Origin of the sequence: Arthrobacter nitrophenolicus (assembly GCF_000332815.1) — a bacterium.
Lineage (GTDB): Bacteria > Actinomycetota > Actinomycetes > Actinomycetales > Micrococcaceae > Arthrobacter > Arthrobacter nitrophenolicus.
This window is the reverse complement of the sequence record NZ_AOFD01000062.1, coordinates 1-24,574: the sequence shown is the minus strand read 5'-3', so window position 1 is coordinate 24,574 and position 24,574 is coordinate 1. Positions and strand designations below refer to the sequence as shown.

Sequence of the window (24,574 nt, the reverse complement as noted above, 5' to 3'; positions counted from 1 at the left end):
CGGCGTCACGGTGTCGTAGTAGCCCTGCCCGATCATCTGGACGGCAGTCCTGTTCTTGGCCGCAAGCTTGCGCAGCTCGGCGAGCGCCTCCACCTCGCTCAGTGCCGGGGACAGTTTCAGCGGCGTATCCTGCCGGATGTCCTTGGGCACGGCCCGGTCAACGAGGGCATCCACGGTGTCGTAACCGACGGCCTTGAGCATGGCGCTGACATCGGCCTGGCGGCGGGCACCAATGTGCCGGTCAACGAAAGTGGCGGTGGCAGGGGCCGGGGAAACGGTCACGGGGAACTCCATGAGTCAGGCGGCGCAGGGTACGCCGCAGCGATTCGGGTTCCTCCCCGCTCTGTATTGGACCTGAGAGTTTCCGCGTTGCCAGCTTGCGCATGGCCCCGCTTGCACCGTCGGTGAACACAACAGCCCCGGGTTTCCCGCACTGCGGGTCACCCAGCGGACTGCCTGCTGCTTTCCAGAGGCGCCTCGCCGCGGCGGTACATGGGCCTGTGAGATTCCTGGGGAGGGTTTGCTCCTACGGCGCCTGCTGTACTATCCGGCAGAACTCTCCCGCCGCAGATCAAGGGCTATTCATTTGGGTTGCTGTGCGGGGGCCGGTGACAGCTCCCACAGCCCCCAATTGTCCTACGCCACCGCGGCTGGGGCAAATGGCCGGCTACCGCCGCAGGCGTTCCAAGGCTGCCAGCAATTCGTCCACATCCGCGGCCGCACCGCCCGGCGGTACCGGCCCCACAGACAGCATGGCGTTGAAGTAGAGCCCATCCCCCATGTACAGCACTGCTTTGGCCAGGGCCGGGCCGACGTCGGCCGCGATCTCGTCGAGCCAGCGCTGCTGGATCGCTGCAAACCGGCGGCGCGTTTCCTCGTGCGCCACCTCCGCCAGGCGGGTTGCCGCGACGATCGCGCGGTCCAGCGGGGTGTCGGCCCAGACGGATGTGCGGATGAAGTAGGCCGCAGCCCCCTCCCCGGCGGCTGCCATCGCATCGGCGTCGGCTCCCGCCAGCCCGTCCAGCCGGTCCAGCAGCACCTGGATCAGGGCTTCCTTGTTCGGGAAGTGGTACAGCAGTCCGCCTTTGGACACTCCGGCCTTCGCCGCGACGGCGTCCAGGGTTGCCGCGCGCTCCCCCACCTCAATCAGGAGGGCTTCAAAGGCGTCAAGGACCGCTTCACGGGCTACGGGCTTTCGGGGCATGCGTCTAATCATGCCCGTTGGAGCGGTGGCCCCTCCAACCGGACCGGATTCGTAACTATACCGTCTGGACGGTATAGTTATCGCATGACAACTTCCGCAGCAACCACCAGGACCCCAACGGCACCCGCCGGCGGCCCGGCCGTCCGGGCGCCCTGGCGCGACTGGCTGGCCCTGGGCTTACTGATGTTCCCGGTCCTCTTGGTTGCCGTGGACAACACGGCACTCACCTTTGCCCTGCCCGCCATCGCCCGCGCCCTGGAACCCACCGGCGTCCAGCTCCTCTGGATCGTGGACGCTTACCCGCTGGTGCTCGCCGGCCTGCTGGTGTCCATGGGCAGCCTCGGTGACCGCATCGGCCGGCGGAAGCTGCTGATTATCGGCAGCATCGGCTTTGCCGCCCTGTCCGCGGCCACGGCTTTCGCCCCAAGCCCCGCCTGGCTGATCGCCGGCCGGGCATCCCTGGGATTCTTTGGCGCGATGCTGATGCCATCCACGCTCTCCCTGATCCGCAACATCTTTCCGCAGCCCAGCCGCCGCAGGCTGGCGGTAGCCATTTGGGCCGCCGGTTTCTCCGGCGGCGCGGCCCTGGGACCGATCTTCGGCGGCTGGCTGGTGGAGCAGTTCTGGTGGGGCGCAGTGTTCCTGGTGGCCGTGCCGCTCATGCTGCCCCTCCTGGCCTTCGGCCCTTCCTTCATTCCGGAGTCAAAGGATCCCGCCCCGGGCCGCGTGGACGTGCCCAGTATCCTGCTGTCCCTGCTGGTGATGGTTCCCCTGGTCTACGGCATCAAGGAACTGGCCACGGAAGGCGCCGGCCCGGCGGCCATCGCGGGCATCGCCTTCGGCCTGGCCATGGGCGCAGTCTTCGTGCGCCGGCAGCTGCGGCTGGCCAATCCACTCCTGGATATGCCCCTGTTCCGGAACAGGGTGTTCAGCATGGCCATTACGGCCAACGTCCTGGCCCTCTTTTCCTTCAACGGATTCATCCTCTTCCTGGCCCAGCACCTGCAGCTGCTTGAGGGCATGTCCCCTTCGGCAGCGGGCATCGCGATGATCCCGGCCCTCGTGGCCACGGTGGTGGCCGGGCTGGCCGTAGTTCCGCTCGTGCGGCGCGTTCGGCCGGGGTTCGTGGTGGCCGCCGGGCTGGCCTTCAGCGCCGCGGGCTACAGCATGGTCAGCTTCGGAAACCACGACGGCGGCCCTTCACTGCTGCTGGCAGCCCTGCTGGTGCTTGCCCTGGGAGTAGGCACGGCCGAGACCATTTCCAATGACCTCATTTTGGGGGCCGCGCCGCCGGAGAAGTCCGGTGCCGCCGCTGCCATCTCGGAGACCGGCTACGAAGTGGGCGCACTCCTGGGCACCGCGGTACTGGGCTCGATCCTGACGGCTTCCTACCAGCACAATCTCCGGCTGCCGGACGCCCTGGCGGAGTCGGCATCCGCGGGCGCCATCCACAACGCCGGCGAAACCCTCGCCGGTGCCATGGATGTGGCCGCCGCCCTGCCTGCACCCCTGGCGGACGCGGTGCGACAGGCCGCGGCGGCCGCCTTCGACTCCGGTGTCCACGTCACCGCGGCAATCGGGCTGGTACTGATGGCCGCGGCGGCGGTCCTCGCCGCCGTCGTACTTCGCAAAGTCCCAACAGCCGCCTAAGGCGGAAGGCCTGGAGGGTACAAAAAAGCGCCCGGCGCCGGAGATGAACCTCCAGCGCCGGGCGCTTGCTGTGGGCCGGCGCTCCGCGCCGACGGACTACTTGGAATCCGGAGCGGTCACGCTGGCCGTGGGCTTCATGGTTTCGGCGTTCACCATCCAGGCGAACTGCTCCAGCTTGAGGATGAACTCGTGCAGCAGGTCGGCCGTAGTGGGATCCTCCTCGTCCACCTCATCATGGACCTTGCGCATGGTGCCCACGGCAGCTTCCAAGGCGGCGACGATCCGTTCGATCGCATCCTTGGTGCTGATCAGGCCGTCGGGGAACTGCGCCAGGCTGGTGGAGGCCGAAACCGTCGAACTGCGGCCGTCCGGAAGGGCGTGAAGGGCTCGCATGCGCTCGGCCGTATCGTCGGCGAACTGGCGCGCGGCGTCGACAATCTCGTCAAGCTGGAGGTGGAGGTCACGGAAGTTGGTGCCCACAATGTTCCAGTGCGCCTGCTTGCCCTGGATGTGCAGCTCGATCAAGTCGCGAGCACAGCCTGCAGGTTATTGGTCAGTGTCGGTGAAGCTTTCATGGGTCCTCCTCGATTGGTCCAGTAGTTGCGACGGTACCAGTCCCGCCGGAGGCTGGAGCAGGGCCGAAGGAAGATTTCTCAGTGAGCTTACTAATTTGCCGCCAGCGGTCATAAACGAATGTGATTCATATTTCCCCTTGCGCTTCCACGCCGGTGCCCCCATACTAAATGAACGTCATTCATATAGTGACCGCGGTCATAAAGTCTTCCAGAAAGTGGTGCCATGACAGAGACACTCCGCACCAGCACGTCCCCGGCCGGCTCCGGCAAACACACTCCCGGCAGCGCGGAATCACCGCCAAAGGACTGAAAGGCGGCCAGCTGGGGCTCCTCGCCGTCGTCGTCCTCGGCATTTCCACCATTGCCCCCGCCTACACCCTCACCAGCGCACTGGGACCCACCGTCAATGAAGTCGGACTCCAGCTGCCTGTCATCTTCCTGATCGGGTTCATCCCCATGATCCTGGTCTCGCTCGCCTACCGGGAACTCAACGCCGACTCCCCTGACAGCGGCACCACCTTCACGTGGGTTACCAAGGCCTTTGGCCCGTGGGTCGGCTGGATGGGCGGCTGGGGCCTGCTCGCCGCCAGCATCATCGTCCTGTCCAACCTCGCGGGCGTGGCCGTCGATTTCTTCTACCTCTTCCTCTCCCAGCTCACAGGCTCCGCCGAACTGGCCGACCTTGCCGACAACAAGGCAATCAACGTCCTGACCTGCTTCGTGTTCGTGGCCCTGGCCGTCTGGGTCAGCTACCGCGGCCTGCACGCCACCAAGCTGGTGCAGTACGGCCTTGTGGGGTTCCAGCTGCTGGTCCTTGGCCTATTCGTGGCCATGGCATTCGCCAACTGGTCCGCCTCAGAAACGGCCATCCCCTTCAGCTGGGACTGGTTCGACATCACCAAGGTCGAAACCTTCAGCCAGATAGCCGCCGGGATCTCGCTGTCCATCTTCGTGTACTGGGGATGGGACGTCTGCCTGACCCTCAACGAGGAAACGGCCAACGGCAAGAAAACAGCCGGTGTGGCCGGTACCCTGACCGCCATCATCGTCCTGGCCATCTACCTCCTGGTCAGCATCGCCACCATGATGTTCGCCGGCCTCGGAGATACGGGCAACGGGCTGAACAATGAAGACAACCACGAGAACATTTTCACGGCCCTCGCCTCGCCCATCATGGGCCCGTTCGCCATCCTGATGTCCCTTGCCGTGCTGTCCAGCTCAGCCGCCTCCCTGCAGTCCACCTTTATGTCCCCGGCGCGCGGCCTGTTGGCCATGGGCCACTACGGGGCCCTGCCGGAGCGGTTCGGCAAGGTCAGCAGGAAGTTCGCGACGCCGGGCTTCGCCACCGTTATCGCGGGCGTTGTTTCTGCCGGGTTCTATGCCGTCATGCACGTGGTCAGCGAGAACGTCCTGAACGACACCATCGTGTCACTGGGCCTGATGATCTGCTTCTACTACGGCCTGACTGCCCTGGCCTGCGCCTGGTACTTCCGGCACAGCGTCTTCAGCAGCGCACGCAACTTCATCCTGCGGCTGCTGTGCCCCGTTCTTGGCGGGGTGGGCCTGTACGTGGTGTTCCTCCAGACCGCCGTGGACAGCCTCGCACCCGAGTTCGGCAGCGGTTCGGAGGTCTTCGGCGTCGGCCTGGTCTTCGTGCTGGGCGTCGGGATCCTGGCCATGGGCGCGGTATTCATGCTGGTGATGTCCAAGGTGCGGCCCGGCTTCTTCCGGGGCGAAACCCTGAAACGGGACACCCCCGCCCTGGTGGTCCCCGAGTAGGAATCCGCATCCAGCACTAAAGAAGGTGCCGTACCCCCGGATCCGGGAGTACGGCACCTTTTTGCCTTGCGACGGCGGACGTGTCACCAGAAGTGCGCCACATCAACCACCAGGCGGGAACCGGAACCCGGGCCATCCAGGGTGAACACCCGGAACGGAAGGCGGGCACGGACGCCGAGTCCGAGGTTGGTGTACCCCTCGTAGCTGCCGGCCCAAGCCACCTGGCGGAAGGTCTGGTAATTGGCAACGTTGGTGAGTTCAGCCTGATTAGCGGGGTTGTACGTGGGCTGCCCGGTTTCCGGATCATAGGCGGGGGCATTGACCGTGACCTGCAGCCGGGCGCCGCCCCGGACGGGGACCGTGAAGCCGGAACCGTCCTGGACCACGTTCGCGACGTAACGCACGTTGTAGCCCGTTTCCGGGCCGTTGAGGTCCACCACCAAGCGGTCGAAGCAGTAGTGCTGCCCGGTCCGGACGTTGGTGACGGATGCTTTGCCGAACGAGTCTTCAGCTTTGGCCAGTGACCCCCACACCAGCCCGCAATACGAGGTGGTTGCCGAGGCGGGCCCCGGAACCAGGATTCCCAGCCCGACGGCCATGAGGATAGCCGTGAGCCAAATGGAGAGTTTTTTCATTGTGGAGCCACCCAGGGAAGGAGCGATTGGATAGCTCAAGACTAGGAGCCCCGGGCGCGCGAAACGAGGCCTGTGGCCGCTTCGGCGCGCAACCGTTAGCCTCCGGCGGCCAGCATTAAGAGGCCATAAAAGCGGCACCCATTCCTGGCCTTTCTTGACCCTTCCGGTGCCGTTTCTGCATCAGGCCGTTACCGGCGGTAACGGCGGTCAGCCTTCACATTCAATGCAGTACTTCAGGCCGTTCTTCTCAAGCGCCACCTGGGACCGGTGGCGGACCAGGAAGCACGATGAACAGGTGAACTCGTCCTGCTGCTCGGGAACGACGATGACGGTCAGTTCCTCATTCGAAAGGTCGGCGCCGGGCAGGTCGATACCTTCGGCGGTGTCGTTCTCATCGAGGTCTATGACCGCGGTCTGCGCATTGCCGCCCCGTGACGCCTGGAGGGCCTCGAGCGAGTCAGCCGGAGACTCTTCTTCCTGCTTGCGTGGAGCATCGTAATCGGTAGCCATAGCCTTCACTTTCGTTGCTGCGCAGCGCCATTTCCGGCACCTCAGTGAAGCAGTTTAGGGCATGATCCCGTCACCAGCGCAATAGTGTGTTCATTCGGACGCCGGCGCAGCATCCGCCACGGATTCGCCGTGCGCGGCGCGGGCCTGGCCTGCTCCAACAGCCACGCCGCTGAGCGCGGGGAGCCAGCCCCAGCGGGTGGCATCGGCCATGGCGCCGGCGGCCTCGTCCGGCGACTCGTAGGTGAAAGTGCCGGTCAGCCAGGTGCGAAGCCGCAGGAGAAGGTCAGCTGTCATGCCTGCAACCTATGCGGCGATTGTTGTGGGCACGTTTCCCGCCGGTCTCGCAGCCGTTAATCCGTGGCGGTTTACCGGGCGTGGTCCTACGCTGAAAGCGCGCCGGCCCCATCAGCCGGAGTACAGCGTTGAAGGAGGCATCATGGCAGCGAAGCTCAACCGCACGGCACTTGCCCAGGCCCGCCAGCTGATCAAGGAAGGAAAGGTGGAGCGGGACATCCGGGATGACTGGAGCGAGCACGCCCCGTCCACGGACCAGGAAAATTCGTTCATCGACAAGCACGGCTTCAAGGACTTCGCAGCGTGGCACCTGGGCCGCGACGACGAAAAGTCGGAGGGTACCAAGGGGAGCGTCAGCTTTCCTACGGGGACTTCAGCAAGGTGCACCGGTGCGCGGTCATCTCGCTGGAGGGAAGGGCCGCCCAGTACGGCCACGACGACATCCGCGATGCGGCGCGGAAGCTGCTGGAACTGATGGACGGGGACTGAGGCTGCGGCGGTTCCGGGCTGGCCAGAGAGCGGTGTGCGGCTAGGTGGCTGCGGTGAGGTCCGACGCCGTATCCGCCTGCGAGCGCTGCCGGCGGCTGAGCAGGATGAACGGCGCGGCCAGCAGCTGCACGGCGCCGCTGACTGCCAGTGATGCCGGGTAGCCGTAAAGGTCTGCGCTCCGGCCGAGCAGGGGCTGCACCACCACGCCGCCGCTGGAACCCATCAGGGAATCGAAGCTGAGGACAGTGGCGCGCTGCTTGGACGCAATCATGTCGTTCAGGTACGCCTGGCGCACCGGCGTGCCTGCCGCGCCCACCACTGCCCACAGTGCCAGCAGGACCAGGGCCAGCCAGAAAGTAGTGGTGAACAGCAGCACCACCAGGATCACTGAGCTGACCACGTTGCTCACGATCAGCACGGTGGTGCGCCTGCGCACCCGTTGCCGCACGCGGGGCGCCATCCAGCCGCCCACGATGTCCGCCCCCGCCACGATGGCAGCCGCCAGCCCTGCAACGGCGTAGGCCCGGGGGTCACCGAACAGCTGGAGCAGGTAGGGCTGCAGGGCATAGAACACATAGAAGCCCACGCCTTCGGTGAATGGGGCTGCCAGCATGATGTACCGCACCGGCGGGTGCTTGAAGCCGCCGTCGATCGAAGCCTTGAGGACGGACCGGGTGGCCCGCAGGGGGTGCGCCGACCGCTCCGGCGTGAAGCCGACGTCGCGCATCAGCAGGAACGCCACGGCAAACATGGCCACCAGGACGCCCACGCGGATCAGGAACGGCACACCGAGGTCGGTGGCCTGGGCGATCACGCCGCCTGCCACGGAACCGCCCAGCATTGCCACCCCGGACACCATCTGTCCGCGCCCGAGCACCGCTTCCAGGCCGCCGTCGTAGCCGGAATAATGCAGGGCATCCACCAGCCAGGCTTCCACCGCGCCGGAAAAGAAGGTGAAGCCCAGGCCCAGCAGCACGGAGACAACAGCCCACCACAAGAACGGCGCTGACCACTGCCAGAGCAGGTAGTACAGGAATGTGGACGAGGCAAGGGTGATGGTGCCGAGCAGGAATGACACCCGCCGGCCCCAGCTGTCCGCCACAACGCCGGTAGGCACTTCGAAGAGCACCATGCCGGCCGTGAAGAAGGCGTTGGCGGCAAAGGCTTCGAGGTTGCTGAGCCCGGCGTCGAGCAGGAACAGGGTGTTGATCCCCCAGATGAAGGACGTCGCAAGGGTGTTGCCGAGTGTCAGGGTCAGGTAGACCCGCTGGATCTTCCGTGCGGCCGCGTTCATCGGGAGGAAAGGCTTAGGAGGGGCTGAAACTGGCGGGAACGGGATCGTGCCGCAGGTAGCGGCGGGTGAACCGGCCGGTTCCGGCGGTCAGCGCCCTGAGTTCGACGGCGTAGCGCAGCAGTTCCTGGTCCGGCACCTCCGCGCTGATTTCGGTCAGCCCGTCCCCGGTGGAGGTGGTGCCGGTGAGCCTTCCCCGCCGGCCGGACAGATCGCTCATGACGGAACCGACGTGCTCGTCCGAAACGGTGATGCCCACGGATGACACTGGCTCCAGGAGCTGGATTTTTCCGGCTGCAGCCGCCTCCCTCAGCGCCAGCGCGCCGGCGGCCTGGAATGCGGCGTCGGAGGAGTCAACGCTGTGCGCCTTGCCACCCACCAGCGTTACCCGCACATCCACCACCGGGAATCCTGCCGATACTCCCTTCTCCATCTGTGCCCGGACACCCTTCTCCACGGACGGGATGAAGGTCCCGGGGATCACCCCGCCAACTGTCTTGTCCAGGAACTCAAACCCTCCGCCGCGGTCGAGCGGTTCCACCTCGATATCGCAGACGGCATACTGCCCGTGGCCGCCTGACTGCTTCACGTGGCGGCCGTGCCCGGCGGAGGGTGCCGCGAATGTTTCCCGAAGCGGGGTCACCACGTCCACCGTGTGCAGCTTCACGCCCTGCTCGCGCAGCCGGTCCAGCACCACCTCGGCGTGTGCCTCGCCCATCACCCACAGGACCAGCTGGTGGGTTTCGGCATTCCGTTCCACCCGAAGGGTGGGGTCGCCGGCCGCGATCTTGCCCAGGCTCCGCGCCAGCGCGTCCTCGTCGCTCCGGGAATCCGGTTCCACCGCCACCGGAAGCAGCGGCTCCGGCATCTCCCAGGTGGCGAGGATCAGGGGCTTGTCCCGGGAGGAGATGGTGTCCCCTGTTTCGGCGCTTCCCAGTTTGGCCAGTGCGCACATGTCCCCCGCAACGCAGTACGGCACGGGCCGCAGGGTTGCACCGAGAGGCGAGTAGATGTGGGTGACGCGCTCGTCGGTGTCGTGGTCCTGGTGGCCGCGGTCCGCAAGCCCGTGCCCGCCAACATGCACTGGTGAGTCTTCACGCAGCGTCCCGGAAAAGACCCGGACAAGGCAGATCCGCCCCAGGAACGGGTCGATGGATGTCCGGACCACCTCGGCGGCCAGCGGTCCGGCGGGGTCGCAGGCCAGCGACCCCTCCGGTTGTCCCGCCAGGTCGGTCACCCCCGGCAGGCCGCGCTCCGTTGGCGGCGGAAAAGCGCGGACCAGCACTTCCAGCAGTTCGGCCGTTCCCAGGCCGGTCAGCGCCGACGCCGGAAGGACCGGAAAGAAGGAGCCCCGGGCCACAGCGGTTTCCAGGTCATCGATCAACACTCCGGTGTCGATGTCCTCGCCGCCCAAATAGCGGTCCATCAAGGACTCATCCTCGCTCTCGGCGATGATTCCCTCGATCAGCTCGCCCCTGGCCGCCTCCACGCCTGCCAGTTCGCCGTCGTCCGCCTCGCGGTTGCCGGGAGTCTCCCCTGCCGAATAATCGGTGACGGTACGGGACAAGAGCCCTAAGAGCCCGGTAACGTCGCCGCCCGTCCGGACCGGGACGTAGAGCGGAAGGACGCCCTCGCCGAACGCCTTTTGGCACTCGGCGAGGGCGCCGTCGTAATCAGCCCGCGGATGGTCCGTCCGGGTAATCACGACGGCGCGTGGCAGCCTCGCCTGCTCGCACTCCGCCCACAGGGCAGTGGTGGTGGCGTCGATCCCGTCGACGGCCGAGACGACGAAGAGTGCGGCATCCGCGGCCCGCAGCCCGGCGCGCATCTCGCCGATGAAGTCCGGGTAGCCGGGAGTGTCCAGCAGGTTGACCTTGATGCCGTCCACGAGCAGGGGCACCAGCGAGAGCGTGACGGAGCGCTGCTGGTGGACGGCGGCAGGATCGGAGTCACTTACGGTTGTGCCGTCGGCGATGGATCCTTTCCGCGTGATCATGCCGTTGGCGGCAAGCAGGGCTTCAATGAGCATAGTTTTGCCGGCACCGGAATGGCCGACCAGCGCAATGTTGCGGATCCTGGCCGGATCCTCGGCCGCAATTCCCGCGGAGCCGTCCAAGCGGCGTGTTTCCGGGCCGGTCCTGCCGCCGGATGTCCTCGCTGTGTCCTTCGTGCCTTTCACCGACATGGGATCCTCCTGGCGTCTTTGCCCTGCAACCCGTCCTAGCGTGTCCTCTGATTCGACACCCTGGGACGCGTTACGGCAAGAGCGCCGGCGGCCCGGAACCCGCAATGTGCCCTGTTACGGCATGAATGCGTACAGAGGCTACTCCCTGGCCTTGCGGGTGGCTGCGTCATTGGCCTTCTGCAGCGCCTTGACCAGTTCGCCCTTGTCCATCTTTGAGCGGCCTTTGACATCCAGCTTCCTGGCGAGCCGGAGCAGGTGCTCCTTGGAGGCATTGGCATCCACTCCGCCGGCGGTGGGCTTGGAGGATTTGACGCCCTCCTCGGCCCGTTTGTCAGAAGGGCCCTTCTTGCCCTTGGGTTCCCAGTGGTCCCCCACCTTCTCGTAGCTGTGCTTCAGGGACGCGTAGGCGGCGCGGGCGGCGCGGCTCTCATCGTTGCTGTAGGACTCCAACGCCGAATCGTAGGTCTTGGCGAACGTGTCCTGGGCTTTTTGCTCCGAGCGCTGCAGCGTGGACGGAAGCTCGTCCTTGCGTGCGTGCTGGTTTTTTCCGGTCTTGGGCATGGCACCCATCCTCCTTTTATCAGCAGGCTGATCATTTGAAGATGACACCAGCTTAAGCCCGGCCGAGGAGCATGCCCCCAACTTTTCCCGGAACCCTTGCCAGCCAGATACTAAGCATGCTTATGGTATGGGGGCACTGGTTGTCCATCGGGTCCATGGGCGGACGGCCACAGCGCTCCGGGAGTTACTGCGGCCGTGGAACCAAGGGCCGTTGAACCGATGAACTGCAGCATTCAGTATCAGAGCAACAGTGAGGAAACGGCCCCATGTACCTGCACACCCAACTCCTGATCAATGAAATCGCCGCCGATGAGCCGGACCCCGCCGCAGCGAACGCCCTCCAGGAGGGCCTTGGCGGGCAATTCGGCGAAATGCGCACCATGATGCAGTACCTGTTCCAGAGCATGAATTTCCGCGGCGACGCGGCGGCAAAGCCCTACAAGGACCTCCTCCAGGGCGTTGGAACGGAGGAGATCAGCCACGTCGAGCTGATTGGAACCACGATTTCCCAGTTGCTGGACGGTTCCCCGAGATACCAGGGCAAGAAGACCGACCCCGTGGACGAGCCGGGCGCAAAGGGAGCCACCCCGCTGAAGATCGCCCTCGACACAGGCAACATCCACCACTACCTCGTGGGGGCCCAGGGTGCGCTGCCGGTCGACTCCGTCGGCAACCCCTGGAGCGGTTCCTACGTGTACAACAGCGGAAACCTGGTCCTGGACCTGCTGTACAACCTGATGCTTGAATCCACCGGCCGGCTGCAGAAGTGCCGGATCTACGAAATGACGGACAACAAGACCGCCCGGTCCACCATCGCCTACCTCATCGTCCGGGACCAGGCCCATGAAAACGCCTTCGCCAAGGCCCTCGAAAGCCTCGGCGTGAACTGGGGCAAGGTCCTGCCCATCCCCAAGACCAAGGCTGAACAATTCCCGGAGGTGAAGAAGCTGCTGGACCAGGGCCTCCAGAGCATCCAGTACACGTTCAGTGCGGACAACCTCAGCGAGGCCGGCAAGCTCTTCCGGGGCGCGTCCCCGTCCAATGACGGAACGGAACTGCGGACCGATGTCATGCCGGAGGGCGCCCCGATGACCATTTCGCCTGAACGCCGGGAGGAGTTCTCCCCGGGGCTGGACCCTGAACTCCTGGCACTGATCCAGGCGACGGCCGAGGTGGAACTTCAGGAGGCTGACAACCCCCGGGTGTCCGGGAGCTAGGAGTTGGCCCCTCGGCGGGTTCTCGTGGAGCCCCCTGTCGGATTCGAACCGACGACCCCCGCTTTACAAGAGCGGTGCTCTGGCCAACTGAGCTAAGGAGGCATGCCCTGGCGGGCGGGCGCCGTGACGGCGCTAGATAAGGTTAGCCCAACTCCCGCCGGTGGTAAAAACGCCGGCGGCCGGGGCAGGCCGCACCGAAGCGGACAACAAGGGGCCCGTTCCCGGAACAGTTTGATGTTCCGGGAACGGGCCCCTTCTGTAACAGTCCGACGGCGTGCAACAGTCCGACGGCGTGCAACAGTCCGGCGGTGCTACGCCTTCGCGTCGATCGCAGCCTGGATGTCGGCGTTGAGGTCGGTGGTGCCGTCCCACTGCTTGCCGTCAATGAAGATGGTGGGCGTGCCGGTGATGCCCGTGTTGGACGCCAGCTGGGTGGAGTACTTCACGTAGGGACGGAAGGTCTTGTCATCAACGCAGCTGTTGATGTCCGCACCAATGTCACTGGCCAGTGACTTGAGCTTGTCGTCCGAGAGGCCCTCACCGCCTTCGGCAGGCTGGTTGGTGAACAGGACGTCGACGTATTCGGCATACTTGTCGGGCGCCTGGTCAGCCACGCACGCGGCGGCGTTCGCTGCGCGGGAAGAGTAATTGGTGCTGGACTGGCGGTCCAGGAAGCCCAGCGGCCGGTATTCAAGGGAGATCTTGCCCTCGTTGCGGAGCCCGGTGAGCGAGTCGTTGTAGGTGTCCTCGAAGCGCTTGCAGACGGGGCAGATGAAGTCGATGTAGGCAACGATCTTCACCGGCTGGCCTTCTTCGGCCTCGGCACCAGGGGCCACCACCGGGTTGGGGGCGTCCTGCTTGGCCGGAACGTTGGCAATGTCCACCGTGGCCGCATCCGTGGACTTCACCTCGGTGTTGGCCAGCAGCGTCACACCGCCGTTGACGTTGCCGTTTGCCGGCACCGGGCCCTGGTCTGCGATGGGCGTGTTCTGCCGGATGCTGGTGGTAACCACCAGGGCCACGACCGCCAGGATGGCCACCACCGCCGCCACGATGCCCCAGCCGATCAGCAGCTTGTTGCGCTTGTCCTTCTTGAGCTGCGCCTCCCGGATCAGGCGCGCTTTCTCGCGCGCCTCCGCGGTTCGCTCAGCCTTGGACTTGCGTACTTCGTTTGCAGGGCTCATGTGTTCCTTGGGTCGATCGACGTAGGGGGTCCACTTCGTGGCACACCCCCATTTTAGGGGAGAAACCTGAGAGCTTGCCCCTTCAAGTATTCCTACGGCTTGACCAACGGACGAATAGCACCGATGATTCCGTCCCGTTAGGGTGGGGAAAGAGGCACAAGCAACCCCAGGGGGCCGCAATGCAAACACCCGTCCAGGAAAAACCCGCCGCTAAAGCTGAGGCCGGCGCCGCCGGCAGGAGCCATGGCAGGGTGACGAAATACGACTTCATGGTGGTCTCCAACAGGCTGCCCGTTGACCGCTGCGCCGCCGGCGAAAGCGGGGATGACGGTTCAGGCTGGCGCCGCTCGCCGGGCGGCCTGGTGACCGCGCTGGCCCCGATGATGACAAAGACCGACGGCGCATGGGTGGGCTGGCACGGTGCACCCGATGAAACGGTAGAGCCTTCAGCCACGGCGGCATGGACCTGGTGCCCGTCCAGCTCAGCACCGACGATGTGGAGCTGTATTACGAGGCTTCTCCAACGCCACCCTCTGGCCGCTCTACCACGACGTCATCGCCCCGCCGGAATTCCACCGCACCTGGTGGGACACCTACCGGAAGGTCAACCAGAGGTTCGCCGACGCCGTCGCCCGCCATGCGGACCACGGCGCCACCGTGTGGGTGCAGGACTACCAGTTGCAACTGGTCCCCCGGATGCTGCGCCGGGCCCGGCCGGACCTGCGGATCGGGTTCTTCAACCACATCCCCTTCCCGCCACCGGAGATTTTCGCGCAGTTGCCCTGGCGGCACGCGATCATTGACGGCCTCCTCGGCGCCGACCTGGTTGGCTTCCAGCGGGTCAGCGACGCGGGGAACTTCATGCGCTCGGCACGGCGCTTCCTGGGGGCCAGCGTCAAGCAGCAGCAGGTGCATGTCAAAGGCCAGGACGGCGAGATCACCCACATCGCCCGGGCACAGGCGTTTCCCATCTCCATCGACGTCCAGCAGATCAGCGAACTTGCGGCCAAGCCTGAAATCATCGAGCGGGCACGGCAGATCCGCCAGGACCTGGGAAATCCCAAGACCATCCTGCTCGGCGTGGACCGGCTGGACTACACCAAGGGCATCCGGCACCGGCTCAAGGCATTCGAGGAACTCCTGGCCGACGGCAAGCTCAAGGTGGGCGACGCGACCCTGATCCAGGTGGCTTCCCCCAGCCGTGAACGCGTGGAACAGTACCGCCTGCTGCGCGAAGAGGTGGAGGGCACGGTGGGGCACATCAACGGCACCTACGACACCATCGAAAACACCGCCGTCCGCTACCTGCACCACAGCTACCCGGTGGAGGAAATGGTGGCCCTGTACCTGGCCGCCGATGTCATGCTGGTCACCGCCCTGCGGGACGGCATGAACCTCGTGGCAAAGGAATACGTGACCGCCCGGACCAATAACGACGGCGCCCTGGTCCTCAGCGAATTTGCGGGTGCTGCCGACCAGCTCAAGCAGGCCCTACTGATGAACCCGCACGATATCGACGGCCTCAAGAGCACCATCATGCGTGCCGTGGAGTTGCCGCCCCGCGACGCCGCCAGGAGGATGCGCGCCATGCGGAAGCAGATTCTTGAACACGACGTGGACGCCTGGTCCGCCGATTTCCTCCGGGCCCTGAACGAAAAGGTGGTCCGGGATGACTCCTGACGGCAGCACCGGAACTTTCCTGGCGCTCTCCCCGGAGCTCCGGCAGGCCGTCCGGCGCGTGGCCGGCACCGATCATCTGCTGGTGGCCATGGACTTCGACGGGACCATGGCGCCCATCGTGGCACACGCCGACGACGCACGCCCCCTTCCCCGTGCGGCCGCAGCGTTCGCGGGGCTGGCCGCGCTGCCGCGGACGACGACGGCCCTCATCTCAGGCCGCGCCCTCGCCAGCCTGCGCGCCGTCGCTTCGCCGCCGGTGGAGTCACTGCTCATTGGCAGCCACGGGGCGGAAGCCTGGCTGGGGCCCGGCTCCACCGGGCTCACGCTTGATGTTCAGCAAAAGGAACTGCTGGCCGAGGTCCGCGCCATCCTTGCTGAAATTGTGGCCAACGCCCCCGGAACCATGCTCGAGGACAAGCCGGCAGGGGTGGTGCTGCACACGCGCCAGGCAGCGGACGACGTTGCCGCCGACGCCGTGGCTGCCGCGCGCTCACTGCTGCAGGACCGCAAGGGCGTGTTCCTGAAGGACGGCAAGCGGGTCCTGGAGACCTCCGTCGTCAACGCTTCAAAAGGCGAAGGCGTCACATTCCTGCGGCAGGTCACAGGAGCCACGGCAGTCCTGTTCGCGGGCGACGACACCACTGACGAGGACGCGCTGGCACGGCTGGAGCCCGGCGATGTGGGCGTGAAAGTGGGCCTGGACTTCACCCAGGCCCAGTACCGCGTGGAGGCGCCGGTACATGTGGCGGAGCTGCTTGAGGCGCTGCTCCAGGAGCGGAGCCTTGCCGTGGCGGAAGAGGATCCGCAAGAGGCGCAGGGGTAAAAGGTGTCCAGGACGACATGTGACGTCCGTAACATTTGCAACAATAAACAAGGCGTCTGACATACTCTTGCTTGTGATGTGGCGCACAGACACCGTGCGGCGTCACTCGGTGCGTTGCGGCCAGTCCGCAGTTCACCTTGCAACACAAAACTGAACAAACATGAACCATTCACAACGGATCGTCCGGCACGTACCTGCCGGTGAAGGGATTGATAACTGTGGCTACAGTTACTTTTGATAACGCTACGCGTCTGTACCCGGGCACAGAAAAGCCCGCCGTCGATAAGCTCAACATCGACATCGCCGATGGCGAATTCCTGGTCCTCGTGGGACCCTCCGGTTGCGGTAAGTCCACCTCCCTGCGCATGCTCGCGGGCCTCGAGGACGTCAACGCCGGCCGCATCCTGATCGGTGACCGCGACGTCACCGATGTTCCGCCGAAGGACCGCGACATCGCGATGGTGTTCCAGAACTACGCGCTGTACCCGCACATGACTGTGGCCGACAACATGGGCTTCGCCCTCAAGATCGCCGGCGTCTCCAAGGAAGAGCGCGCTGAGCGCGTTCGCGAAGCAGCCAAGCTCCTCGACCTCGAGCAGTACCTGGACCGCAAGCCGAAGGCACTCTCCGGCGGTCAGCGCCAGCGTGTTGCCATGGGCCGCGCCATCGTGCGTAACCCGCAGGTCTTCCTCATGGACGAACCGCTCTCCAACCTGGACGCCAAGCTGCGCGTCCAGACCCGTACGCAGATCGCGTCCCTGACCCGGCGCCTCGGCGTCACCACGGTCTACGTGACCCACGACCAGGTCGAGGCCATGACCATGGGTGACCGCGTGGCTGTGCTCAAGGACGGCCTGCTGCAGCAGGTTGACACCCCGCGCAACCTCTACGACCGTCCCAAGAACGTCTTCGTTGCCGGCTTCATCGGCTCCCCCGCCATGAACCTGCTGGAACTGCCCGTCGTCGACGGCGGCGTCCAGTTCGGCGGCACCGTCTACCCCGTGCCGCGCGACGTTCTCGAAGAGGCTCACGGCTCCACCGTGACGCTTGGCAGCCGTCCCGAAGACCTGGAAACCGCGCCGCACGGCGAGGGCCTGAAGGTTGAGGTGGACGTCGTCGAAGAGCTCGGCGCCGACGCCTACGTCTACGGCCACACCACGCTGGACGGCAAGGACCACGACATCGTGGCACGCGTCGACGGCCGCCGTCCCCCGATGAAGGGCGAGGCCATCTACGTTCGCCCGCAGTCGGGCCACGTGCACCTGTTCGACACCAAGACCGGCCTGCGCCTCGGCGACTAAATCGCGTCCTAACCGACGGCGGCCCACACCCTTTTAGGAAACGGTGTGGGCCGCCGTCGGCCTTTAACTGCGCCTGCCGGCGATTTAGGCGCCCACCGCCAAGTACGGAAGAATTGAACCATGACCGAGGAATACAGCGCCCAGTGGCACGACGAACCCACCGACTACGCGCAGATCGGAAAACTGCCGCGGTTCGTGGCGGCCAGTGCCGATGACGGGAAAGCCGCCTCGGTCTCGTCGCTCAACATCACCGCCGCTGCCGCGGACCCCGAGTTGCTGGACCTGCCGTGGCACATCGCTTTGGAGGACTGGCCGGCTGAATACCTGGCGGCGCTGCCCCGCGGTATCTCCCGGCATATCGTCCGCTTCGCGCACCTCGGCGGCTCCGTCATCGCCATCAAGGAAACCTCCGAGCACGTGGCACGGCACGAATACCACATGCTCCGCAAGCTCGCCCGGCTGGACGTGCCCTGCGTTGAGCCGGTGGCGGTCATTACAGGCCGTGCAACCCCGGACGGCCGGCCGCTCAACCCGGTCCTGGTCACCCGGCACCTCAAGTTCTCCATGCCGTACCGCGCGCTGTTCTCCCAGATGCTCCGCAAGGACACCCTGACGCGCCTCATCGACGCGCAGGCGCTGCTCCTGGTGCGGCTGCACCTGATCGGGTTCTACTGGGGCGACGTGTCCCTCTCCAACACCCTGTTCCGCCGCGACGCCGGCGCCTTTGCCGCCTACCTGGTGGACGCGGAAACCGGTGAGCTGTACCCGGACCTCTCCACCGGCCAGCGCGAATACGATCTTGAAATCGCGCGCGTCAACATCGCCGGCGAACTCATGGACCTCCTGGACGGCGGCCTGATCGAGGAAAAGGTGGACCCCGTGGCCACCAGCGAACTCATCATGGACAGCTACCGCCGCCTCTGGGCGGAGCTGACCGAGAAGGAGTCCTTCGAACTCGGCGAGCGCTGGCGTGTGGGTGCCCGCATCCGCCGGCTCAACGAACTCGGCTTCGACGTCGAGGAATACGCCATCAAGACCACGCAGAACGGGTCCACCATCCAGCTGCAGCCGAAGGTGGTGGACGCCGGGCACCACCAGCGGCGCCTGCTCCGCCTCACCGGCCTGGACGCACAGGAAAACCAGGCGCGCCGCCTCCTGAATGACATGGACTCCTTCCGGGCCGACAACAACCCGGACATGGATGAGGAATACAGTGCCCACCTGTGGGTCAGCCAGGTTTTCGAGCCGATCGTCCGTTCCATTCCGCGCGACATGTCCGGCAAGCTGGAGCAGGCGGAGGTGGTCCACGAAGTCCTGGAGCACCGCTGGTACATGTCCGAGAAGCAGGAACGCCACATTCCCCTGGCCGAGGCGGTCCAGTCCTACATCGACTCCATCCTCCGCCACCGCCGGGATGAAGCAGCTATCATGCTGAATCCGGACACCGGGCTGCTGAAGATCCTTGAGGTGGAGACCGAGGAGTCCCGGTATGGCGACGAGGAGTCCATCGACGAATACCCGGACGCGGACGACTAAGGCAGGATCGCTTTGCCCGGGTTCAGGATGCCCTCAGGGTCGAACAGGTCCTTGATCCTGCGCTGAAGCTGCCGCAGCGGCTCCGGCTGCTCCTGCCCCAGCCACCGCAGCTTGTACTGGCCCACGCCGTGTTCGCCCGTAATGGTGCCGCCCATGTCCAATGCTGCCGTAATGGACTCGTCCAGGGCCCGCTGGAGCCGCTCCATTGCCCCGGCATCCACGCCCTGGCCGTCCCGCTCAATCCAGAAGGTGGGGTGCAGGTTGCCGTCCCCGGCATGGGCCACCACCTTGAGGTTCACGTTGTGGCGTGCGGCCATGTTCTCCAGCTCGCCGACATAATCCACCAGGCGCGAACGCGGCACGGCCACGTCCTCGCCTACCCGGTACTCATCGTCAACCTCGGCGCCCCTGCTGTGCCGCCGGAGCTCCACCAGCCGTTCAGCCTCGGCGTTGGCTTCCGCAGTCACCACTGCACCGCCTGACCGAAGGACTCTGCGCACCACCTCCGCCTCGGCTTCGGCGCCGAACCCGTCCGTCTGGACCAGGAGGAGGGAGCCGCCCCGGGCGGTGAGGTTCGACCCGTGGATGTCGTCCAGCTGGGCCAGCGTGCCGCCGTCGAGCAGTTCCATGATGGCGGGCTGGACCCGCGCCTTGCCGACCGCCAGGACCCCTGCGGCGGCCACCCGGAAGTCGGGGTAGAAGGCTGCCACCGTATGCACCTCGTGGGGCAGGTACTTTAGGCGCACGGTGATGCCGACGACAATGCCAAGCGTCCCTTCCGAGCCGACAAACAGGCCCGTCAGGTCATAGCCCGCCACGCCCTTGAAGGTCTGGTGGCCGGTATGGAGAAGGGAACCGTCGGCAAGCACCACATCGAGGGCCAGCACCGAATCCCTGGTGACCCCGTACTTTGCGCAGCGCAGCCCGCCGGCGTTCGTGGCCACATTGCCGCCGATCGTGGACGTGCGGAAGCTCGCAGGATCCGGTGCGTACATGAGGCCATGTACGGCGGCGGCCTCATTGAGTACTGCGTTGACCACTCCGGGTTCCACGACGGCCGTTTCGTCATCCGGGTTCAGCGCAAGGATGTGGTCCATCCGCTCCAGCGACATGACAATGCAGTTGCGCGTGGCGTGGGCGCCTCCGGATACGCCGGTCCCAGCTCCCCGGGCCACCACCGCCACGCCCCTGGCCGCACAGCTGCGCACCACGGCCTGGACGTCTGCAACGGACTGCGGGAATACGACGGCGAGTGGCAGGTGGAAGTCGATGACGGGCGCCTGGTCCACGGCGTACCGGCGAAGCGCGGCTTCCCTGACGTCAACCTGTCCGGGGGCGAGCATGCCCTCGAGTTCATCAACCACGCTGCCCACAAAAGCCTCCATCCGGCGTCGGATCCGTCTCCTCAGTCTAGGGGCAGCAGCGCACGCACTTCGTAACCTTCCCCCCGCACTTGCAAGCGCTTCCACTTGTGACCTGCAGAAACAAGATTATGGGAGCTGGTTCCATACGTAACCACATGGAAGCGTTTTCATTTTTTGCGTTCACCTGTCTAAGCTGTCAATCATGTCTATCGAAACTGTGACCCCCGGCACTTCACTCGATGCGGGCCCGCTGACGCTGATCCACGCTCCGGACGCCGTGCCGGGCTGGTGGCGCTCTGCCGTGATCTACCAGGTGTACCCGCGATCGTTCCGGGACTTCAACGGCGATGGCATAGGCGACCTTGCCGGCATCACTGAGGAGCTCCCGCACCTGGCGGACCTCGGCGTGGACGCGGTCTGGCTCTCGCCCTTCTACCGCTCTCCGCAGCGCGATGCCGGCTACGACGTCAGCGACTACTGCGACGTGGATCCGATTTTCGGCACCCTCGGCGACTTTGACGTCATGATGGCCGAGTCCCACCGGCTGGGACTGCGGGTCATCGTGGACCTGGTTCCCAACCATTGCTCCGACCAGCACGCCGCTTTCCAGGCTGCCCTGGCGGCGCCCGCCGGCAGCCCGGAGCGCGAGATGTTCATTTTCCGCGACGGCACCGGCCCCGGCGGCCACGAGCCGCCCAACAATTGGCAGTCCCACTTCGGCGGGCCGGCCTGGACCCGTGTTGCCGGACCCGACGGCCAGCCGGACCAGTGGTACCTTCACCTCTTCGATTCGTCCCAGCCGGACTTCAACTGGGACAACCCCGCGGTGCACGCCGAGTTCGAACGCGTCCTCAGGTTCTGGCTGGACCGTGGCGTCTCCGGTTTCCGCGTTGACGTTGCCCACGCGCTCGTCAAGGCTCCCGGGCTGCCGGCCTGGGGCGGACGTGCGGATGGCGGGAGCAGCGACGGGTTCCCAGGCCACGAGGCACCCATGTTCGGCCAGCCCGCTGTCCATGACATCTACCGCTACTGGCGGCGGATCCTGGACGAGTACGGACCGGACCGGATCCTGTGCGCCGAGGCCAGCGTGGACCTGCACCGGTTGGCCCACTGGGTCCGCCCGGACGAAATGCACCAGGCATTCAACTTTCCGTACCTCCACGCAGGCCTGGACCTATACCGGCTGCGCTCGGTGGTCACGGATTCTCTGACGGTCCTGGACGGGGTGGGCGCACCCAGCACGTGGGTGCTGTCCAACCACGACGTCGTCCGGCACGCCACCCGCTTTGGCTATAACGGGCTTGGCCCGCGTGACGGCGACGGCATTGGCCCGGCGGACCCCCAGCCGGACCATGACCTCGGCAGGCGCCGTGCAGCCGCCGCTTCGCTGTTCATGCTGGGCCTGCCCGGCGCCGCCTACCTGTACCAGGGGGAGGAGCTTGGGCTGCCCGACGGCGTCGACATCCCCGAGCACCAACGGCAGGACCCCACGTTCGCGCGGACCGGCGGGGAACGCCTGGGCCGTGACGGATGCCGCGTTCCACTCCCCTGGCGTGCCGCGGACAAGCATCTCGCTTTGGTGCCGGAGACACCCCCTGGCTGCCGTTTCCGCCGTCGTTCCCGGCCTTGGCGCGGGACGTCCAGGCCGCTTCGCCGTCGTCGCACCTCTCGCTGTACCGGAACATCCTTCGGATCCGCCGCGACCTGAACCTGGGCCGGGGCTCACTCGCTTGGGCGGAGAACTGGTGCACCGGCTCCTCATTGGGGTACGTGAACGGCACTACGCTGGTGCTTATGAACCTCAACCACGAGCCCCTGGAAATGCCCGCCGGGCAGGTCATCGTCCGCAGCCTTCCCTCGGAGTCCGGCACGCGCCTCGCCTCTGGCGAGACTGCCTGGATCCAGCTTGGATCCGGCGCCGCAGCAGACTGAGCATGGCGGGCATCAAGGAGGTAGCAGCCAAGGCGGGCCTGTCCGTTGCCACCGTGTCCCGGGCGTTGAGCGGGAAGACCAACGTGTCGGCGCGGGCCCGCCGGCTCGCCCAGGAGGCTGCGCAGGAGCTGGGCTTTGTCCCCTCTTACCACGCTTCCAGCCTCGCTTCGGGGCGCAACCACAACATCGGGCTAGTCGTGCCACACGTGCACCGGTGGTACTTCTCCTCGGTATTGGAAGGCGTCTCGGAGACACTGCTGGACGCCGGTTACGACCTGACGCTGTACAACGTGGGCGAGCAGCCTGAACGGCGCAGCAGCGTGCTCAACGACTTCCTCCTGCGGAAGCGACTGGACGCTGTAATTGCGGTTGCACTGGTGCTCAGCGAAGAGGAGATCCGGCAACTGCTGGCCGTTCACCGGCCGATTGTGGGCATCGGTGGTGCGCTGCCGGGTGCTTCCACCATCCGCATCGACGATGAGCGGCTGGCACGGGAGGCGACGGACCACCTTATCCGGCTTGGCCACACCCGGATAGCGCACATGACAGGCGACGCCGCACTCGACCGCGACTTCAAGCTGCCGGGAATCCGCCGCAGCGGCTTTGAAAAGGCGATGGCAGCTGCCGGCCTGCCGCTGCGCCAGGAGTGGCTGGTACCGGCCGATTTCACCATCCAGGGAGCCTACGCGGGTGCGCGCCGCCTGCTGGGGACGGCAGCGGAGCGGCCCACGGCCGTTTTCGCTGCTTCCGATGAAATGGCTGTTGGCATCATCCTCGCAGCTCGCGACTTTGGCCTGCAGGTTCCGCACGATCTTTCCGTGCTGGGCATGGACGGGCACGAGCTTGGTGAGACGTTCGGGCTGACCACCATCAGCCAGGACCCGCGGGGGCAGGGCCGGCTGGCCGCACGTACCGCTCTTGGCTTGCTGGGCGACGGCAGGGGGAAGTCCGACGGCGGTGCTGCCCACAGTGCCACCGACCACGAATACCCGACGGACTTCATCATCCGGACGAGTACAGCTGTCCCGCCTGTGCAGGCCTCTACCGGTACGGCGTAGCTGCGCCGCCATCAGCTGCCGGCTTTAGCTGCAGTTCCATCACCAGTTCCCGGGCTGCCGGATCCAAAGGGTAGGGCTCCCGCCTTCCCGTGTCCCTGAAGCCATGGCGCAGGTAGAAGCGCTGGGCACGCATGTTGTCCTCATGCACTCCAAGCTCCAGCAGGTCCGCCTGCAGTTCATCCCTGGCTGCGGCAATGCACCCGCGCAGCATTGAGTCAGCCAGTCCGGTGCCTCTCTGCCGGCCTGCCACGAAGACGCTGAGCAGTATCGCCTGGCGGGGCCGTTGCGGGTCCTGGGGTTTTCTTAGTGCCACCCACATCAGCGCCTCAAAGCGGCCACGGCCCGGAGCGTCGCAAGCAACGAAAGCAATGTTTCCCGGGCTGACCATCGACGCCGTGCGTGCCTGCCACTGCCCGTCGGTCTGGCGTGACGCCGATTCGAGCGGCTCAACATATGCCGTAGGTGTGTCTGCGAGCATTTCCAGGCGAATATCCCGGTAGAGCGCCCAGTCCCCTTGTTCCAGTCGACGGATTTTGGTCATTCAGCGCCCATGAAGCGTGCATACCTCGTCAGGATTTCCGGCCAGGCGCCGGCGTATTCGGCACGTACTGCAGCAGGGTCCTCAGCGCCTTCCCACCCGTCGTGGAATACGCGTACCTCCGTTCCCTGTTCCACCGTTCTAAAGACAACAAGGAGCTCGGTGGACCACAGGGCAGTGGTGCCTGGGTGCCAGGTGGCATGGAAGGAAAATGGCGGCTGCCAGTCATCAAGTGTTCCCCAGATGCTTGTCCGGCCGTCGTCAGCCGTCTCGAGGATGAGGTTCTCTTCAAACTCAACGTACGAGTCAGCCCCATATACACCATGGGCTTCAAGCGGCCACCACAAGTGTGTATGGTCCGTGAAGCCGGCAAAGGCGTGGGCTATGGTCCCCGGTACCACGACGGTGTTCACGACGGGCTCGAGCAGATCCGATGCGGGCTGGGTGTCGGCGTCCCAGGAATCCTGGCCATGGCTGAAGAGGCTGTTCATGGTGATCAACTCTACCGGGGTGGCCCTGGGCGTCGGTGCCGGGGGGTGTGTGGTGGTTAAAGTCGTAGGGCCCTGACATTCGCTGTCAGGCCCTACTAATGTTATGTCCGGCGGTGTCCTACTCTCCCACACCCTCCCGGGTGCAGTACCATCGGCGCTGTGGGTCTTAGCTTCCGGGTTCGGAATGGGACCGGGCGTTTCCCCCACGCTATGACCGCCGTAACCCTTCGACCCGCACCCTGTTATGGGGTGGGGAAATCTTTTGTGGTTACAACAG

19 protein-coding genes, 1 tRNA gene, 1 rRNA gene, 4 pseudogenes and 1 riboswitch are annotated in these 24,574 nt (G+C 65.6%); of the genes and pseudogenes, 10 read left to right on the top strand and 15 right to left on the bottom strand.

Features of this window, described 5'->3' with window-relative positions; translation table 11 throughout:
* A pseudogene (locus G205_RS17510) lies at nucleotides 1-294 on the bottom strand (glycine dehydrogenase (aminomethyl-transferring)); the annotation flags it as partial.
* A 182-nt stretch (nucleotides 295-476) separates the two neighbouring features.
* A riboswitch (glycine riboswitch) is annotated at nucleotides 477-574 on the bottom strand.
* Nucleotides 575-667: 93 nt separating this feature from the next.
* A complete protein-coding gene (locus G205_RS17505; protein ID WP_009359166.1) occupies nucleotides 668-1,204 on the bottom strand; it encodes a TetR/AcrR family transcriptional regulator in 537 nt (178 codons plus the stop codon).
* An 84-nt stretch (nucleotides 1,205-1,288) separates the two neighbouring features.
* Here G205_RS17505 and G205_RS17500 point away from each other — a divergent pair, with 84 nt between their 5' ends.
* The gene (locus G205_RS17500; RefSeq protein WP_009359165.1) at nucleotides 1,289-2,854 is read left to right on the top strand and encodes an MFS transporter; all 1,566 of its coding nucleotides are present in this window, start codon (nucleotides 1,289-1,291) and stop codon (nucleotides 2,852-2,854) included.
* Between the two features lie 96 nt (nucleotides 2,855-2,950).
* Here G205_RS17500 and G205_RS17495 read toward each other — a convergent pair.
* Nucleotides 2,951-3,429 (bottom strand): annotated as a pseudogene (locus tag G205_RS17495) (Dps family protein).
* Nucleotides 3,430-3,720: 291 nt separating this feature from the next.
* On the opposite strand from G205_RS17495, the gene G205_RS17490 reads away from it, so the two are divergent.
* Complete coding sequence (locus G205_RS17490) at nucleotides 3,721-5,208, top strand: amino acid permease (RefSeq protein ID WP_052014176.1); 1,488 nt, start codon at nucleotides 3,721-3,723, stop codon at nucleotides 5,206-5,208.
* An 83-nt stretch (nucleotides 5,209-5,291) separates the two neighbouring features.
* Here G205_RS17490 and G205_RS17485 read toward each other — a convergent pair whose 3' ends face one another.
* The 3 genes from G205_RS17485 to G205_RS17475 all read right to left on the bottom strand — a co-directional run bounded on the left by G205_RS17485 (nucleotide 5,292) and on the right by G205_RS17475 (nucleotide 6,647).
* A complete protein-coding gene (locus G205_RS17485) occupies nucleotides 5,292-5,843 on the bottom strand; it encodes an AMIN-like domain-containing (lipo)protein (RefSeq protein WP_035753640.1) in 552 nt (183 codons plus the stop codon).
* 207 nt (nucleotides 5,844-6,050) lie between these two features.
* On the bottom strand, nucleotides 6,051-6,353 hold the full coding sequence (locus G205_RS17480) for a DUF4193 domain-containing protein (protein WP_009359161.1): 303 nt from the start codon (nucleotides 6,351-6,353) through the stop codon (nucleotides 6,051-6,053).
* A gap of 90 nt (nucleotides 6,354-6,443) precedes the next feature.
* A complete protein-coding gene (locus tag G205_RS17475; protein ID WP_009359160.1) occupies nucleotides 6,444-6,647 on the bottom strand; it encodes a hypothetical protein in 204 nt (67 codons plus the stop codon).
* 142 nt (nucleotides 6,648-6,789) lie between these two features.
* Between G205_RS17475 and G205_RS17470 the strand changes: the two genes are divergently transcribed.
* Nucleotides 6,790-7,122, top strand: coding sequence for a hypothetical protein (locus tag G205_RS17470; protein WP_009359159.1), 333 nt, complete (start codon nucleotides 6,790-6,792; stop codon nucleotides 7,120-7,122).
* A gap of 54 nt (nucleotides 7,123-7,176) precedes the next feature.
* Here the strand turns inward: G205_RS17470 and G205_RS17465 are convergent, their stop codons facing one another.
* From G205_RS17465 to G205_RS17455, 3 genes are all read right to left on the bottom strand, one after another.
* Nucleotides 7,177-8,430: an MFS transporter gene (locus G205_RS17465; protein ID WP_009359157.1), complete on the bottom strand. Its 1,254-nt coding sequence runs from the start codon at nucleotides 8,428-8,430 to the stop codon at nucleotides 7,177-7,179.
* Between the two features lie 13 nt (nucleotides 8,431-8,443).
* Complete coding sequence (locus G205_RS17460; protein ID WP_009359156.1) at nucleotides 8,444-10,612, bottom strand: elongation factor G-like protein EF-G2; 2,169 nt, start codon at nucleotides 10,610-10,612, stop codon at nucleotides 8,444-8,446.
* Nucleotides 10,613-10,750: 138 nt separating this feature from the next.
* Entirely contained in the window at nucleotides 10,751-11,173 is a 423-nt protein-coding gene (locus G205_RS17455; protein ID WP_009359155.1) for a ChaB family protein, read from the bottom strand.
* Between the two features lie 266 nt (nucleotides 11,174-11,439).
* On the opposite strand from G205_RS17455, the gene G205_RS17450 reads away from it, so the two are divergent.
* Nucleotides 11,440-12,390, top strand: coding sequence for a manganese catalase family protein (locus G205_RS17450; protein ID WP_009359154.1), 951 nt, complete (start codon nucleotides 11,440-11,442; stop codon nucleotides 12,388-12,390).
* 25 nt (nucleotides 12,391-12,415) lie between these two features.
* On the opposite strand, the gene G205_RS17445 is transcribed toward G205_RS17450, so the two are convergent.
* Both G205_RS17445 and G205_RS17440 read right to left on the bottom strand, forming a co-directional pair.
* A tRNA-Thr gene (locus G205_RS17445) sits at nucleotides 12,416-12,492 on the bottom strand.
* Nucleotides 12,493-12,701: 209 nt separating this feature from the next.
* Complete coding sequence (locus G205_RS17440; protein WP_009359153.1) at nucleotides 12,702-13,574, bottom strand: DsbA family protein; 873 nt, start codon at nucleotides 13,572-13,574, stop codon at nucleotides 12,702-12,704.
* A 179-nt stretch (nucleotides 13,575-13,753) separates the two neighbouring features.
* Here G205_RS17440 and G205_RS17435 point away from each other — a divergent pair.
* The 4 genes and pseudogenes from G205_RS17435 to G205_RS17420 all read left to right on the top strand — a co-directional run bounded on the left by G205_RS17435 (nucleotide 13,754) and on the right by G205_RS17420 (nucleotide 18,914).
* A pseudogene (locus tag G205_RS17435) lies at nucleotides 13,754-15,254 on the top strand (alpha,alpha-trehalose-phosphate synthase (UDP-forming)).
* Nucleotides 15,244-16,077 (top strand): trehalose-phosphatase, encoded by an 834-nt coding sequence (gene otsB, locus G205_RS17430; RefSeq protein WP_009359151.1) that lies wholly within the window; start codon nucleotides 15,244-15,246, stop codon nucleotides 16,075-16,077. The pseudogene G205_RS17435 and the gene otsB overlap by 11 nt, the downstream one beginning before the upstream one ends.
* Nucleotides 16,078-16,295: 218 nt before the next feature.
* Nucleotides 16,296-17,378 carry an ABC transporter ATP-binding protein gene (locus G205_RS17425; RefSeq protein ID WP_009359150.1) on the top strand — a complete coding sequence of 361 codons (1,083 nt, stop codon included), beginning with the start codon at nucleotides 16,296-16,298 and terminating at the stop codon, nucleotides 17,376-17,378.
* A gap of 120 nt (nucleotides 17,379-17,498) precedes the next feature.
* Nucleotides 17,499-18,914, top strand: coding sequence for a DUF4032 domain-containing protein (locus tag G205_RS17420; RefSeq protein WP_009359149.1), 1,416 nt, complete (start codon nucleotides 17,499-17,501; stop codon nucleotides 18,912-18,914).
* On the opposite strand, the gene G205_RS17415 is transcribed toward G205_RS17420, so the two are convergent.
* Nucleotides 18,911-20,299, bottom strand: a complete 1,389-nt coding sequence (locus tag G205_RS17415; RefSeq protein ID WP_009359148.1) for an FAD-binding oxidoreductase — start codon at nucleotides 20,297-20,299, stop codon at nucleotides 18,911-18,913. The genes G205_RS17420 and G205_RS17415 overlap by 4 nt on opposite strands.
* A 181-nt stretch (nucleotides 20,300-20,480) precedes the next feature.
* Here G205_RS17415 and G205_RS17410 point away from each other — a divergent pair.
* Together G205_RS17410 and G205_RS17405 are read left to right on the top strand one after the other, a co-directional pair.
* Nucleotides 20,481-22,210, top strand: a pseudogene (locus G205_RS17410) (glycoside hydrolase family 13 protein).
* Between the two features lie 2 nt (nucleotides 22,211-22,212).
* Nucleotides 22,213-23,268, top strand: a complete 1,056-nt coding sequence (locus G205_RS17405; protein WP_009359145.1) for a LacI family DNA-binding transcriptional regulator — start codon at nucleotides 22,213-22,215, stop codon at nucleotides 23,266-23,268.
* On the opposite strand, the gene G205_RS17400 is transcribed toward G205_RS17405, so the two are convergent.
* The 3 genes from G205_RS17400 to rrf all read right to left on the bottom strand — a co-directional run bounded on the left by G205_RS17400 (nucleotide 23,252) and on the right by rrf (nucleotide 24,519).
* Nucleotides 23,252-23,809 carry a GNAT family N-acetyltransferase gene (locus G205_RS17400; RefSeq protein ID WP_009359144.1) on the bottom strand — a complete coding sequence of 186 codons (558 nt, stop codon included), beginning with the start codon at nucleotides 23,807-23,809 and terminating at the stop codon, nucleotides 23,252-23,254. The two genes, G205_RS17405 and G205_RS17400, sit on opposite strands and share 17 nt — an antisense overlap.
* Nucleotides 23,806-24,297: an SRPBCC family protein gene (locus tag G205_RS17395; RefSeq protein ID WP_035753643.1), complete on the bottom strand. Its 492-nt coding sequence runs from the start codon at nucleotides 24,295-24,297 to the stop codon at nucleotides 23,806-23,808. The genes G205_RS17400 and G205_RS17395 overlap by 4 nt, the downstream gene beginning before the upstream one ends.
* A 105-nt stretch (nucleotides 24,298-24,402) precedes the next feature.
* Nucleotides 24,403-24,519 (bottom strand): 5S ribosomal RNA (gene rrf / locus G205_RS17390).
* Nucleotides 24,520-24,574 lie beyond the last annotated feature (55 nt).

Bases quoted from the DNA above. Each gene is read 5' to 3' on its own strand.
- G205_RS17505 (WP_009359166.1), bottom strand. From the start codon at position 1,204: ATGCCCCGAAAGCCCGTAGCCCGTGAAGCGGTCCTTGACGCCTTTGAA.
- G205_RS17500 (WP_009359165.1), top strand. From the start codon at position 1,289: ATGACAACTTCCGCAGCAACCACCAGGACCCCAACGGCACCCGCCGGC.
- G205_RS17485 (WP_035753640.1), bottom strand. From the start codon at position 5,843: ATGAAAAAACTCTCCATTTGGCTCACGGCTATCCTCATGGCCGTCGGG.
- G205_RS17480 (WP_009359161.1), bottom strand. From the start codon at position 6,353: ATGGCTACCGATTACGATGCTCCACGCAAGCAGGAAGAAGAGTCTCCG.
- G205_RS17475 (WP_009359160.1), bottom strand. From the start codon at position 6,647: ATGACAGCTGACCTTCTCCTGCGGCTTCGCACCTGGCTGACCGGCACT.
- G205_RS17470 (WP_009359159.1), top strand. From the start codon at position 6,790: ATGGCAGCGAAGCTCAACCGCACGGCACTTGCCCAGGCCCGCCAGCTG.
- G205_RS17465 (WP_009359157.1), bottom strand. From the start codon at position 8,430: ATGAACGCGGCCGCACGGAAGATCCAGCGGGTCTACCTGACCCTGACA.
- G205_RS17460 (WP_009359156.1), bottom strand. From the start codon at position 10,612: ATGTCGGTGAAAGGCACGAAGGACACAGCGAGGACATCCGGCGGCAGG.
- G205_RS17455 (WP_009359155.1), bottom strand. From the start codon at position 11,173: ATGCCCAAGACCGGAAAAAACCAGCACGCACGCAAGGACGAGCTTCCG.
- G205_RS17450 (WP_009359154.1), top strand. From the start codon at position 11,440: ATGTACCTGCACACCCAACTCCTGATCAATGAAATCGCCGCCGATGAG.
- G205_RS17440 (WP_009359153.1), bottom strand. From the start codon at position 13,574: ATGAGCCCTGCAAACGAAGTACGCAAGTCCAAGGCTGAGCGAACCGCG.
- otsB (WP_009359151.1), top strand. From the start codon at position 15,244: ATGACTCCTGACGGCAGCACCGGAACTTTCCTGGCGCTCTCCCCGGAG.
- G205_RS17420 (WP_009359149.1), top strand. From the start codon at position 17,499: ATGACCGAGGAATACAGCGCCCAGTGGCACGACGAACCCACCGACTAC.
- G205_RS17415 (WP_009359148.1), bottom strand. From the start codon at position 20,299: ATGGAGGCTTTTGTGGGCAGCGTGGTTGATGAACTCGAGGGCATGCTC.
- G205_RS17405 (WP_009359145.1), top strand. From the start codon at position 22,213: ATGGCGGGCATCAAGGAGGTAGCAGCCAAGGCGGGCCTGTCCGTTGCC.
- G205_RS17400 (WP_009359144.1), bottom strand. From the start codon at position 23,809: ATGACCAAAATCCGTCGACTGGAACAAGGGGACTGGGCGCTCTACCGG.
- G205_RS17395 (WP_035753643.1), bottom strand. From the start codon at position 24,297: ATGAACAGCCTCTTCAGCCATGGCCAGGATTCCTGGGACGCCGACACC.